This is a genomic window from Longispora fulva (assembly GCF_015751905.1).
Classification (GTDB): domain Bacteria; phylum Actinomycetota; class Actinomycetes; order Mycobacteriales; family Micromonosporaceae; genus Longispora; species Longispora fulva.
Window position 1 is genome coordinate 7,356,379 of the sequence record NZ_JADOUF010000001.1, and the last position, 12,452, is coordinate 7,368,830.

14 protein-coding genes are annotated in these 12,452 nt (G+C 71.4%); 11 read left to right on the plus strand and 3 right to left on the minus strand.

The window, feature by feature from the left end:
* Window positions 1-75: 75 nt before the first annotated feature.
* The 8 genes from IW245_RS34040 to IW245_RS34075 all read left to right on the plus strand — a co-directional run bounded on the left by IW245_RS34040 (window position 76) and on the right by IW245_RS34075 (window position 8,927).
* On the plus strand, window positions 76-2,889 hold the full coding sequence (locus IW245_RS34040) for a hypothetical protein (RefSeq protein ID WP_197007211.1): 2,814 nt from the start codon (window positions 76-78) through the stop codon (window positions 2,887-2,889).
* A gap of 3 nt (window positions 2,890-2,892) precedes the next feature.
* Window positions 2,893-3,762, plus strand: coding sequence for a hypothetical protein (locus tag IW245_RS34045; RefSeq protein ID WP_197007212.1), 870 nt, complete (start codon window positions 2,893-2,895; stop codon window positions 3,760-3,762).
* Window positions 3,759-6,053 (plus strand): hypothetical protein, encoded by a 2,295-nt coding sequence (locus IW245_RS34050; protein WP_197007213.1) that lies wholly within the window; start codon window positions 3,759-3,761, stop codon window positions 6,051-6,053. Before IW245_RS34045 ends, IW245_RS34050 begins: the two co-directional genes overlap by 4 nt.
* Complete coding sequence (locus tag IW245_RS34055; RefSeq protein ID WP_197007214.1) at window positions 6,053-6,538, plus strand: hypothetical protein; 486 nt, start codon at window positions 6,053-6,055, stop codon at window positions 6,536-6,538. Before IW245_RS34050 ends, IW245_RS34055 begins: the two co-directional genes overlap by 1 nt.
* 130 nt (window positions 6,539-6,668) lie before the next feature.
* Window positions 6,669-7,427, plus strand: a complete 759-nt coding sequence (locus tag IW245_RS34060; RefSeq protein WP_197007215.1) for a peptidoglycan-binding domain-containing protein — start codon at window positions 6,669-6,671, stop codon at window positions 7,425-7,427.
* Window positions 7,406-8,377, plus strand: coding sequence for a serine hydrolase (locus IW245_RS34065; protein ID WP_307788939.1), 972 nt, complete (start codon window positions 7,406-7,408; stop codon window positions 8,375-8,377). Before IW245_RS34060 ends, IW245_RS34065 begins: the two co-directional genes overlap by 22 nt.
* 14 nt (window positions 8,378-8,391) lie before the next feature.
* Complete coding sequence (locus IW245_RS34070; RefSeq protein WP_197007216.1) at window positions 8,392-8,688, plus strand: hypothetical protein; 297 nt, start codon at window positions 8,392-8,394, stop codon at window positions 8,686-8,688.
* Window positions 8,685-8,927 (plus strand): hypothetical protein, encoded by a 243-nt coding sequence (locus IW245_RS34075; RefSeq protein ID WP_197007217.1) that lies wholly within the window; start codon window positions 8,685-8,687, stop codon window positions 8,925-8,927. The genes IW245_RS34070 and IW245_RS34075 overlap by 4 nt, the downstream gene beginning before the upstream one ends.
* Before the next feature lie 66 nt (window positions 8,928-8,993).
* Here the strand turns inward: IW245_RS34075 and IW245_RS34080 are convergent, their stop codons facing one another.
* Window positions 8,994-9,197, minus strand: coding sequence for a hypothetical protein (locus IW245_RS34080; RefSeq protein ID WP_197007218.1), 204 nt, complete (start codon window positions 9,195-9,197; stop codon window positions 8,994-8,996).
* A gap of 126 nt (window positions 9,198-9,323) precedes the next feature.
* Between IW245_RS34080 and IW245_RS34085 the strand changes: the two genes are divergently transcribed.
* Both IW245_RS34085 and IW245_RS34090 read left to right on the plus strand, forming a co-directional pair.
* Window positions 9,324-10,043: a hypothetical protein gene (locus IW245_RS34085; RefSeq protein WP_197007219.1), complete on the plus strand. Its 720-nt coding sequence runs from the start codon at window positions 9,324-9,326 to the stop codon at window positions 10,041-10,043.
* A gap of 76 nt (window positions 10,044-10,119) precedes the next feature.
* A complete protein-coding gene (locus tag IW245_RS34090) occupies window positions 10,120-10,704 on the plus strand; it encodes a hypothetical protein (protein WP_197007220.1) in 585 nt (194 codons plus the stop codon).
* Window positions 10,705-10,712: 8 nt separating this feature from the next.
* Here the strand turns inward: IW245_RS34090 and IW245_RS34095 are convergent, their stop codons facing one another.
* Both IW245_RS34095 and IW245_RS34100 read right to left on the minus strand, forming a co-directional pair.
* Window positions 10,713-11,261 carry a GNAT family N-acetyltransferase gene (locus IW245_RS34095; RefSeq protein WP_197007221.1) on the minus strand — a complete coding sequence of 183 codons (549 nt, stop codon included), beginning with the start codon at window positions 11,259-11,261 and terminating at the stop codon, window positions 10,713-10,715.
* Window positions 11,258-12,040 (minus strand): GntR family transcriptional regulator, encoded by a 783-nt coding sequence (locus IW245_RS34100; protein ID WP_307788940.1) that lies wholly within the window; start codon window positions 12,038-12,040, stop codon window positions 11,258-11,260. Before IW245_RS34100 ends, IW245_RS34095 begins: the two co-directional genes overlap by 4 nt.
* 137 nt (window positions 12,041-12,177) lie before the next feature.
* Between IW245_RS34100 and IW245_RS34105 the strand changes: the two genes are divergently transcribed.
* On the plus strand, window positions 12,178-12,411 hold the full coding sequence (locus IW245_RS34105) for a hypothetical protein (protein ID WP_197007223.1): 234 nt from the start codon (window positions 12,178-12,180) through the stop codon (window positions 12,409-12,411).
* Window positions 12,412-12,452: the final 41 nt, after the last annotated feature.

Here is a 12,452-nt window from a genome sequence, read left to right on the forward strand (position 1 = left end):
TCGGGCCGCCGGCCCCCGGACCGTTCGGGGGTGGCATAGGTGGCTCAGGGCCCCGGTGGTGTCGAGGCAAGCCGCGTGTTCGTGCGCGTGCTGCCCAACGTGGCGGACTTCGCCAAGTCCCTTGACCGCTACCTCAAGCGGGTCGAGGCCCGCACGGTGCTGCGGATTCGCACCGAGATCGACGGCGAGCAGCTCGTCGCCCAGGTCCGCGACGCCGCCCGCCGCGCCCAGGCCGTCACGATCGACGTGCCGACCAGCGTGCACACGGCCGGCATGGTCGGGGAGGTCCGCCGCGCCGCCGCCGTCGCCGAACGCTCGACGTCGATCGACGTGCCGGTCACCGCCGACACCCGCCGCCTGTCCGCCGCCCTCGCCGGGCTGGGGGCGCTGGCCGGCAAGGGCCGGGGCGCGCTCGGGTTCCTCGCCCAGGGGTCGAAGCTGGCCGTGGGCGCTGCCGCGCTGGCCGGGATGGTCACCCAGGCTGTGCACCTGGTCGCGGCCCTCGCCCCGGCCGCCGGGGCGCTCGGCGCGATTCCCGCCCTCGCCGTTACGGGCGCCGCCGCGCTGGTCACGCTCAAGCTCGCTTTCTCCGGCGTCGGCGACGCCCTGGCCGGTGACCCCGAGGCGCTCGCCAAGCTGGCGCCCAGCGCGCGGGCGTTCGTCGGCGAGCTGCTGCGCGCCCGCCCGGCGCTTGACGCCCTCAAGGCCGGAGTGCAGCAAGCCGTATTCGGGCCGCTGTCGGTTGAGGTCCAAGGGCTGGTGCGGACCTGGTTGCCGCTGCTGTCGCGGCACCTGGCCAGCATCGGCGGCGAGTTCGGGCTCGTCTTCGGCCAGTTCGCCAAGGGTGCGCAGACGCCCGAGTTCATCCGGGGCATCGTCGCCGCCCTGGACGCCGCGACCGTCGGCGTTCACGGCTGGGGCGCCGCCGCCATCCCGATCATGCAGGCCGTCGGCAACATCGTCGGCGCGTTTGCTCCCGCGATCGGCCGGGTCGGGTCCGGGCTCGCCGACGCCGCCCGCCAGGCCGCCGAGTTCGTCAATGCCGCCGCCGAGTCGGGCAAGCTCGCCGAGTTCGTCGGCCAGGTCGGCGCCACGCTGCGCCAGATCGGCGGGATTCTCCTTCAGGTCGGCGGCATCCTCGGCGCCGTGTTCTCCGCCGCGCAGGCATCCGGCGGCGGGCTGCTGAACAACCTTGAGCAGATCCTCACCGCCGTCAATCAGTTCTTGTCGGCCGGCGCCGGTCAAACCGCACTGATCGACTTCTTTGCCTCGGCGTCGGGGATCATCCGGACCCTGCTGCCGATCGTCACCACGCTCGCCGCCGGGTTCGGGTCGGTGCTCGCCCCGGCCCTGCTCAAGGTCGCCGGGCTGCTCGGCCCCGGGCTCCAGGCCGCCGCGTCGGCCATCGTCGGCATCGTCAAGTCCCTAGTGGACTCCGGCGCGCTCGACGCCCTGGCGTCCGGGCTGTCCGACGGGCTGGCCGCCCTCGGCCCCGCCTTGATCCCCCTTGCTGGCGCGCTGGGGTCGATCGTGCGGGCCGCCGCCCCCCTGCTCCCGCTGGTCGGCAAGATCGCCGCCGTGCTGGCCGGGGTGCTGGGCAGCGCCCTTCAGAGCCTAGAACCTCTGGTCACGGCCGTAGTCGACGCCCTGTCGGAATCCGGTTTGGCCGACGTCCTGGCCGAGATCGGCGCCGAGCTGGGCCCCCTGATTGCCGCCCTGGTCGCCGACCTGATGCCGACCGTGCGGGCGCTGCTCCCGCTGCTGGGTCCCCTGCTGATGGCCGCCGGCAAGATCATCGTCATGGTGCTTGCGGCGGCGACGTCGCTGCTGACGCTGCTTCGGCCCCTGCACGAGTTCATGGCCGCGAAAGTCCTGGTGCCGGTCGTCGAGGCGCTGGCCAAGGGGCTTGTGTGGCTGGCCGGCGCCGCCGACAAGGGCGCTCAGGGCTGGCGCCTGCTGACAGCGTGGCTCCAGGATCTTGACTGGTCGCTCGTCTGGGACGCCATCGTCACGGGCGGCAAGGCCGCGCTGTCGTGGCTGCTCGCGCTACCGGGGCGGGCACTCGCCGCCCTGGCCGGGCTGCCCTCGCAGTTGGCTGGGTGGGCGCTGGGGCTGTTCGTCGACTTCTCGTTGTGGGTCGCCGACGGCATCGCCTCGGTGCTGGTGTGGTGGTCGTCGCTGCCGGGCCGGGCCCTCGCCGCGGTTTCCTCGCTGCGCGACCGCGCGGCGGCGTTCCTGGCCGAGGTGTGGGTACGGGCGAACGCCGCCGTGTCCGCCGGAGTCGACCAGGCCGTCGCGTTCGTCCGGTCGCTGCCGGGCCGCGCCGCCGACGCCCTGTCGTCGCTGGGCTCGCGGGTGCTCGGTGTGTTCTCCGGCGCCGGTTCGTGGCTGGTCAACGCCGGACGCGACATCATCGCCGGCCTGATCAACGGCATCAATTCCATGGTGGAGCGGCTCAAGTCCAGGCTTCGCGCCATCACTGACCTGCTGCCCGACTGGAAGGGCCCGGCCGCCGTAGACCGGCGCATCCTGGCCCCGTCCGGGCGGCTGATCATGGCCGGTCTCATCGACGGCATCACCGGGCAGGTCCCGGCACTGCGGTCGGAACTGGCCGGCATCACCGCAGACATCGGCCGCGACTTCACCCTCGGGGTCAACGCCGCCGGCCCCTCGCTGGCGCTGCCCGAGCTGCCGGCGCCCCGCCCCGCCTACGGGCTGGGCACCGCCGGACCGGTCACGCCGATCGAGCCCACGGTCAACGTCGTCGCCGAGGTCCGCATCGGCGACGGGCCGGTCATCGACGCCGTAGAGACCGCCGTCCGCCGGGCGCCGGAACGGTTCGCCTCCCACGTCCGCGCTGGCGAGCGTGGCCTACAGCGGCGGGGGTAGCTCGTGACGGTATACCTGGGCAACGTCGGCGCGCTCGTCGCGCTGCCGGACCCCGACCCCGGCGTCGGTGCCACCCTCGCCCGCCCCCGCCAGGAACACGCCACCCTCGGCGGGGGCCGCACCGTCGACTACGCGGGGCCGGGCCGGCGCACGTACACGATGGCGTGGGAACGGCTCACGCCCGCCGAGTACGCCGTCTTGGAAGCGTTCCACACAGGCGGGTGGGGGCCCGGCCCGTTCCTGCTGCTGCCCACCGCCGCCGGCTGGAACTACCTCACCCCGCAGCAAGCCAGCGCGACCGACGTACTCGCCACCACCGACGGGTTCGGCGGACCGGCCGTCATGGCGTCGAGCACCGCCTACGCCGCAACGGGCCGGCGGTCACTGGCCTGGTCACTGCCCGCCAACCCGACCGCTGATCACGTGCTCGCACTGACCGTGCAGCACAACCTACCCGGGCTGCCCGTCATCCCCGGCGTGCCGCTCACCTGGACCGCGCAGGTCCGCGCCGCCGCCCCGATCACGGTGACCCTGATCGCGGAATTCGGCGACGCCGACGACCACACCTTGCCGGGCACCGCGACCAGCACCCCCGTCACCGCCGGCCCGGGGTGGCAGACGCTCACCCTGACCGCCACCCCGCCGACCGGCGCGGCGCTGACCTACCCCGGCGTGAACGTCGCGCCCGGATCGGTGACCGCGCCCACGGTGCTGTACGTCGATGCGCTGCGCGTCGACCTCGGCCCCACCGCCCCCGGATGGCTTCCGGGGCGCGGGGTGCCGCTGGTGTCGCTGGTCGAGCTGACCTGTTCCTACCCGTGGGCTGACGAGCTGTCAGCCGCCGCGACGTTCCTGGAGGTCGGTGCAGGATGATCCCCACAACGCCCGACCTGGCCGACGCTATCGACTCGCCGGAGCGGCAGCCCTACGTCACGGTGTCCGCCGACTGGACCGTACCGGGCACCAGCGACGACCTCACCGGGCACATCGGCGCCGTCACCATCGAGCGCACCCTCGCCGGGGAGCTACCCGACGAGGTGAGCCTCGTGGAGGGCAGCGCGGCGGCGTCCCTGTCGGTGGAGCTGGTGACCGGCGACCCGTTCGACGCCACCCGACACGCCGCCTGGTGGTTCTCGCCCACCGCCCCACACGCACCCCTTGCCGGCATGACCCGCCTCGCGCGCAACGTCACCGCCGACGTCGGGATGCTCACGGACGCCGGGCCGCAAGCGGTGCGCCGGTTCACCGGCACCACCCGGGCCCTGACCGTGGACTCCGCAGCGCGTACCGCCCGCCTCGACGCGCTGGACTACCGGGAGTACTTCCGCCAGGCGACTACCCCGCTCGCCGTTGACGAGAACTCCGGACTTAACGCGACGTGGCTGGTCGGGCGCACCTGCTGGCAGGCGTCGCGGATGGCGTACCGCTCCGGGCAAAGAGTGGCCCGGTTCGACGCCGCCCCGACCAACTACTCAGACGCCTACGTACCGATGTGGGGCAGCGCTACGGCGTTCTTCGTCAACTCCCCGTTTGCGATCGCAGAGGCGTCCGGGCTGCGCGCCGACCCCACCGTCGGGCAGGTGGCCCAACCGCCGACGTTCGTGCCGGGGCCGTTCGTCCTGGCCGCTGACGCCCGCCCCGGCACCGACTGGCGTGCCGTGAACGTGTTCATGCCGTTCATCGAGTACGGCACCGACCCGGCGGGCACCAACAAGCAGGACTACATGACCGTCACGGTGAGGGTCCGGCGCGTGGCGGGGGTCGCGGTTTCCGGGTACAACATGCGGGCCGGGCTCACGATGCAGATCGACGGCGTGCCCAACGCTCCCCGGGGTGACATCGCCCTCGGGGTCGCCGACGATCACCGCCTCGCCGTGCGCTACCGCTACAACCCGTCCGGCCCGATCGGCGGGGCCGGCACGGTCTACGTCGACACGTTCGGGCCGACGGTGCCCGATGACGGCGCCTGGCACTACGTCGGGGTGAGCGTGCACCTGATCGCCGGCCGCGCCGGGTTCAACCTCGACGGGGCCACCAGCACCGGCACGTTTACCCCGCCGGGCCGCCGGATGAACCTGTCCGCACAGTTTCGCTCCTACATGCCGTGCGCCGAGCTGATGGTGTGGAACAGCGAACAGACCGGTTGGCCAAGCTGGCAACCGACATTCATCCCTACCGCCTACCTGGGCGCGTCGGCGCTGGATCTCGTCGGCATCCCCGACGGCACCCCGCGCGAGGCGTGGGCGCTGCTCAAGGAGATCGCCGCCGCCGAACAAGCGACCGTGCTGCTCGACGAGGGCGGCGTGTTCCGCTACCGCACCCGTACCGCCGCCGTGCCGGTCGAGGCGCGGACCCTGACCGCCGAGCAGTCCCTCTTGTCGCTGACGACCCGCGAGGACATCGACCGGGTGCGCAACGTCGTCAACGTCCGCCACCGGCCCGCCGCCCGCTCGACGGTGCGTCAATCGCTGTACGAGTCTCGGGAACCGGTGAAGCTCGACCCGCTGGCCACCGTCACCCTGTGGGTGCCGCTGGCAGCCCCCGCCTACTCCGTTGACCAGCAGTCCTACGGCGTATCGGGCACCACGATCGCAACCCGGCTCACGGTCAGCACCGCCGCCGACGGGTCGTCGTGGTCGGTGTCCTCCGACGTGTACCTCACCGTCGACTGGGAGCCGACCCGCGCCCGACTGACGATCCGCAACACCACGGGCGGCACGCGGTACGTGGCCAACAACGGCAACGTTCCCACCATCATGATCGCTGGGCGGGCGCTGGCTCTGGGCCCCGAGATCTCGGCAACCGCCACCGCCGATGCGTCCCGGTACGTCTACGGCGACCAGCCGCTCACCGTGCCCGCCTCGCCGTGGGTGCAGAGCACCGCCGTCGCCCAGCGCCTGGCCGACCTGCTCGTCGCCGACCTCGCCGAACCGCGTGCCCACATCACCGGACTCGACATCATCGGCGACCCCCGGCTACAGCTCGGCGACCGGGTGCGCATCCGCGACCGCGACGGCCTGGACCTCGACGGCTGGTACCTCATCACCGCCATCACCGACCGGATCGGCACATCCGGCTACACGCAGACCATCAGCGCCCGTCACGACGCCTCGGCGCTGGCCTGGGACGTCGGCGCCTGGGACACCTACGCATGGGGGGACTGATGCCCACTTTCGAAACTCAGCAACCGGGCGGGCGCGCACGCGCCTCGTTCATCAACTCCATCACCGACGAGGTAACGGCACTTCGAGCCCTCCACAATCCCGGCTGGTCGACCTTCACGCCGGCCCTGACCGCCGCGACCACCGCCCCGAACCTCGGCAGCACCGGCAGCGCGGTCGGGCGCTGGTGGTGGCACGGAGCGTTCGTGTTCACCGAGATCGCGCTCACCTTTGGCGGCACGGGCGTCGCCGCCGGCAGCGGCGCCTACCGGCTGTCCCTGCCGACCCCGCCGAACCCGGCCGACCGCGCGATCGGCTCCCTCTACCTCGCACACCCGGGGACCTCCGCCGTTCAGGCCGGCGTGTGCCGCGTTAACGGCGGCGTGCTGGAACTGATCGGCCCGACCGCGCTGGTGACGCACGCCGCGCCGTGGACGTGGGCGGCGGGTGACTCGATCACCGCCTCGATCGCCTACAACCCGGCCTGATCGCCCGCCCTGCACAAAAAGGGCCCGGCACCCACGGGGGAAGGTGCCGGACCGACATCGACGGTACCCCCGGCCGCGACGCCGTGTCGCGTGCGTTTCCTCACTCACAACTGAATATGGAGCACCAACGTTGGCCACGATCGCCACCACCACCATGCAGAAGTTCGCCCGTGACTGGGAGAGCGCCATCGAGTCGGCCGAGTTCTCCGGCATCGTCGGCGACCGCGCCCACGCCCGCAGCGGCGGCTACCACATCAGCCGGGAGGATCAGCCCGGCTCGAACTACAGCGTTCAGCTTCCCGAGGACAAGCTCGGCGATTCCCGCTGGGCGAGCGCCGTAGACATGTCCATGAACGCCGCCGACATGGCGCTCGTGACGGGCCGGCTGCTCGCCAGCGCGAAGGACCCGAACGACTCCCGACTCGACTTCACGCGGGAGTTCTACGGCACGACCAACGGCCACGACGTGACCGGCTGGGACACCTACTACAACCGGCCGTCGAGTTCGGACTCGTCGCACCTGTGGCACGTACACGTGTCGTTCCTGCGCAAGCACGCCGACAACCCCGCCGCCATGTCCGCCGTGCTGTCGGTCATCACCGGCCAGCCCGCCCCGGGCGGCAGCACCCCGACCCCCCAGCCGGGCTACCCGGCGTGGCCGGGCCGAGAGTTCGTCTACACCCCGGGACGGCCGCAGATGAACGGCGGCGACGTGCGTACCTGGCAGCAGCGCATGAGCGCCCGGGGCTGGAGCATCGGGGTCGACGGCTGGTACGGGCCGCAGTCCGCGAACGTCGCCCGACAGTTCCAGCAGGAAAAGGGACTGGTCACCGACGGCATCGTCGGCCCGCAGACCTGGGCGGCGGCGTGGACCGCCCCGATCACGTGACCGAACCCGGCACGCGTCGGCGGCGCCGGGCGCGCGGGCCGCTGGCCGCGACGCTCGCCGGGCTGCTCGGGGTGGTGGTGCTCGGCGCGGCGACGTTCGCCGCCCGGGTGCCGCCTCCCCCGCCGGCCGCCTCCCTGATCCTGTACCCGCCGACGGCGGCCCCCTCGACCAGCCCGCCGCCGTGCACGACCGAGGGCGGCTGGCCGTGCGAGTGGGCGCCGCGGTTTCACGCCGCCGCCGAGCTGGTCGCCCGCAGTCCCGGAACCCTGGGCCTGATGCTCGTCGACCGGGCAACCGGGGCCCGGTTCACCGCCGGGGCGACCGGCGAGCGGATCTGGACCGGCTCGACCATCAAGCTCGCCCTGACCGTCTACGCGCTCGACGCCGCCCGCACCGGAAGCCAGCCCCTCACCCCGGACGGGCGCGGCGACCTGGCCGCCATGCTCCACACGAGCGACGACGCCGCAGCCTCGCGCACCTGGCAGCGCTACGGCGCGACCGCGATGCTCGCCACGTTCCGCGACACGTACGGCATGGCCGGGCTCACGATGTCCGGCGCTAATGGCGACTGGGGCGCGCTCACCGCCACCCCGGGCGACCTCGCCGCGCTCATGTCCTACGCCCTCGACCACACCCACCCCGACGATCGCGCCTGGATCGTCGCCGCCATGCGCGACGTCGGCGACGTCCAGCACTGGGGCATGTGGTCCGCAGGGCCGGGCTCGGGCGTCAAAAACGGATGGCTGGAAAACCCCTACGGCGGCGCGTCGCACTGGTGCGTGTCCACCGTCGGGTTCACCGGGGACGGCGAGCGCTACGTCATCGCGGCCATGTACCAGATGTCCGAGGGCCGCGACTCCCTCGACCTGGGCGCGCGCACCCTCAGCGACCTCGCCGCCGTGCTGTTCGCCCACCCGACGCCCGCCCCGGTCGCCCCTCGACCCACCTAGGAGGAATCCCGCCCGTGCGCGCCGCCGACCTCGTGCTCGCCCTACTCGGCACGGGCGTCGTGTCCAGCATCGTCGGCGCGCTACTCGGCCGCCGCGCCCGCGACGCCGAGGTCGCCAAGCTCTACGCGGAGCGCGACGTACTGCGCGCTCAAGCGGCGCACGCCATCACCGAGGCCGCCGCCGCTGTCGCCGACGAGCTACGAACCGAGCTGGCCCGCCTGTCCGACGAGCTGGCCGACGCCCGTACCGAGATCGCGCGACTCCGCGCGGTTATCGACACCCTCACCAGCAAGGAGAACCCGACACCGTGAACCCGACCCTGACCCCGACCGCGCTCGGCGCGGCAATCTCCGTGACCGTCAAGGCCGTACTACTGGCCCTGGTGGCGCTGCGCGTGCTGCCCCTCGACGACGCGCAGGTCGCCGCGCTCGTCCTGGCCGTCGCCGCGCTCGCCGATCTCGGCGTGTACCTCGGCGTAGTCCGGCCGCGCGTCACTCCGATCGCCAACCCCAAGGATGCCGACGGCACGCCGCTCGTCCGCGCCGAGTAGCCCACACCGCAGCGCCCTCGCCTTCCGCCACGTGCGGGGGGCGGGGGCGCTTTTTTGCGTTCCGGGCTAGTCCGCAGCAATCCCGTTCGCGCGGAGAATCCGGCGCACCTGCTCGCGGGCGTAGCCGGAGTCGGCAGCGAGTTCGCCGACCTTGGCCCCGTCGAGTTTCGCCTCGACGATCGCCTTATGTAGCGCGGGTTTCGCGGCCTTCATCACCTCGGCAGCCTCGCGCACGGCGCGCCGCTTCGGGGTGTCTGTCTGCTCGATCATGACCCCATCGTGTCACACATCTGGAGGCCACACCATGTGGCGACACGGCTTGACTCGACGCCACATGATGTGGCCTACTTGTGTTGCCACACGATGTGGCATCAAGTCAGGGATGGGGGAACGGCAATGGAGATCGAGAACGCCACCGTCAAGGGACACGACATGACCGCCGGCATGGTGTGCACTTACTTCGGGCGCGGTAAGCAGCCCGCCGAGACCGGCGTCGTGGTCCGGGTCGTCAAGCCCGGCACTCGGTACCTGGTGATCGACGGCAATGACAACGTGCTCGACGAGTTCGGCCCGGCGGTCAAGTTCTGGGCCTACGGTGACGACTTCATGCCGCGCGCCGCGTACCGACGCGTCCAGGACAGCAAGCGTGTCGAGTTCGTTTCGCTCGCCGCCGAGCTGCCTACCTCCGCTGACGAGTCGGTCGAGTTCAGCCACTGCGCGCACTGCTCGGCGCTCATCTCCCGCCGCGCCGACCGGCCCGGCCGCCGCTGGGGACACGCCGCCTCTGACGGTTGGTGGTTCCCGTGCGGCGACGGCTCCAGTCGCAAGGCCACCCCCCACGACACCCGGCCCGCGCCCCTCCTGCACGCCTCGCCGCACACCCCGACCACTAGCGACGCCGACGAGCAGCCGCTCACCGTGACGGCCGGCGACCTCACCGCCGGGGACTGGGCGAACCTCGGGCACGACAACGCGCCGCTCTGGGTGTTCATCACCGACCCGCCGACCCTCGACCTTCACGACGTGCAGGTCATCGGCCTCGCGCGGGGACACCGGCCGCTGTCGATGATCCTCGCCCCCTCCTGCCCGGTCGAGATCCGCCGCCCCATCCGGTAACCCGCCGCCGGGGCGCGCGACCAGCCGCCCCGGCACCTTCCTCGCCCCGCCGATCGATCCGACTGGAGACCCCGCGATGACTGCCTCGACCGCCGCCGCCTCGACCCGCTCGCTCTCTGTCCTGCGCTGGGTCTCCCTGATCGCCGCCGCTGCGCTGGGTCTGTGGGGCGAGTACACCCTCGCCGTCGCGGTCGGCTGGCACCCCGTCGCCGCCGTCGCCTACCCGATCGCCCTCGACGCGTACCTCTGGGCCGCGCTCGCCGCCGGCCGCCGCCGCGATCTCGGGTGGGCGCTCGGGCTGGCCATCGTGTCGCAGCAGGCCGCACACGTCGCCCCGATGCTGCCGCACGGCGCACAGATCGCCGTAGCCGCCCTGGTCGCCGCCGTGCCACCGATCATCGTTTGGCGCGTGCACGTGATGTTCACCCCCGAGCCGCAGCCCGAACCGGAGCCCGAGCCCGTCGCGCCGCCGACGCCCGCCGAGATCCTGCGCGCCCTGGTCGCCGAGCTGCCCCCGAAAGGCAAGCGCACCGCCGAACAGACCGCCGCCGTACTGACGCGCATCCGCGCCGAGCTGCCCAGCCTGAGCGAAACCCGCATCGCCGACGCCCTCGGCGTGTCCGACAGCTATGTACGCCGCATCGCCCGAGCCGCCTTGTAGCGCGCGCCCTAGCCGGTCTTCAGCGTGTGCCCCATGTACGGCTGGGTCGCACGCTGAAAGCAGGCGCCGGAAACCCGGCTGGCGATCGTGCGAACGTGTTGGAAGCCCTTGCCCATGTAGTACGCGTGAAGCCGTGGGTTTGTTGTCCAAGCATCCAGCCGTAGCCAGGTAAGCCCAGCGTCGTAAGCCTGGCCGCTGGCCCACGCGAGCATTTCGGTCCCGAGGCCTGTGCCAGCTCGTCGGCGGGGAACCATCATTTTCGCCACGTACAGCGCGTCTGCCGGGTCATCCTCTGGGTACCAGAGTGCCTCGGGGTCGCGGTCGGGTTTCCAGAGGTCATCGAGATCGACGTATCCGGTGAGCGTCAGGGTTGCTGCCGCATCGTCACCGTCCCAGACCATCCATGTCTGACCGGATTGGACGGTTGCGGCAATCGCCGAGCGGGGCAGGGGGATGGACCACTGGTCCTCGCCTCTGGCCTTGAGCCAGGCGACGCGCTCGCGGCGCCACGACATGATGATGTCGACATCCGCAAGGGTGGCCCTGGTGACGATCACTCGGCACTCTCGCGGTTCATGAACACGGTTGGGTCACCGAGCGTGTAGACCACGCGGTTTGCGTCTCCCCGGAACACGATCCGGGTGACCCGAATCGGCCTACCGTCGGGGAGGTAGCCGGTTCGGTGGTACTCCATGATCGGCGTGCCTGCTGGCAGTTCGAGCCGGCGTACCTCGTCGGGTGTAGGCATCCGGGTCAGCAACTCGTCACGGTAGGCCGGTTGCGGGTAACCCTTCTCGGCGAGCAAGCGAGTTGTGCCCTGCGGGATGTCGCTGGGGCTCATCAGCTCGGGTACCTCGTCGGCAAGCCACTTCGGATAGTAGGTGTCCTGCGTCGATGTGGGCTCGCCGTTGACGAAGCGGAGACAGCAGCGGACGACGGCCGAGCTGGCGTCTGCCACGTCAAGGCGCTCGGCGAGTTCAGCGGGCAGCGCCTCAATCGTCAGGTGGAACGTCTGGGTTGGTTCCCGCCCCTGTTGCTGGACCTCTGTCATGTACGCGTCAGTCTCCGCGACCAGCCCGTCAACCTGTTCGACGCGGGAAGCGTGGTAGGTCAGGGTCACCCGATCGCGCACCACCATCCCACCGTTGCGGCCGGGAACGATCACGATCAACCCCTCGTTGACCAACAGCGCCACCGCCAGTCGGACCGTGTTCCGCGACACCGAGTAACTGTCGACGAGCTGTGGCTCGGTGGGCAGCTTGTCGCCCGGTCGAAGCGCACCCCGTGAGATTTGGTCGCGCAGCTCGGCCGCGATCTTGCGATACAGAGAGGTCACGGGCACATCCTTCGACATAGGTACCAACCAAATCTAGCCCAGTCCTTGACTATGATCGGCACCACATTAATGATTGGTACCTATCCAACGTCACGTTTGGTCGGCTTGCGGAAACGATCAGCTACGGAGGGCAAGGCATGGTCATCGGCGACATGGGGGAGGCCGCGCGGGCGATGGAAAAGGTCAACCGCGCACTAGCTATGGCAAAAGTCCTGGCCGCATCGGTCGATAGGGCGCAAGCAGTCCTGCACCTTAGCTCCGAAGTGTCCAACTCGGGGCTGTCGACCCTGCTTGACCACGCGATCGAGGACGCGGGGGACATCACGCGGTTTCTTCGCGCCGAGCCGTACGCAAGCGTTCCCGGCGCCTAGCACCCAACCGAAGCGGGCGACAGGTTGGCTGCCGCGCGCCC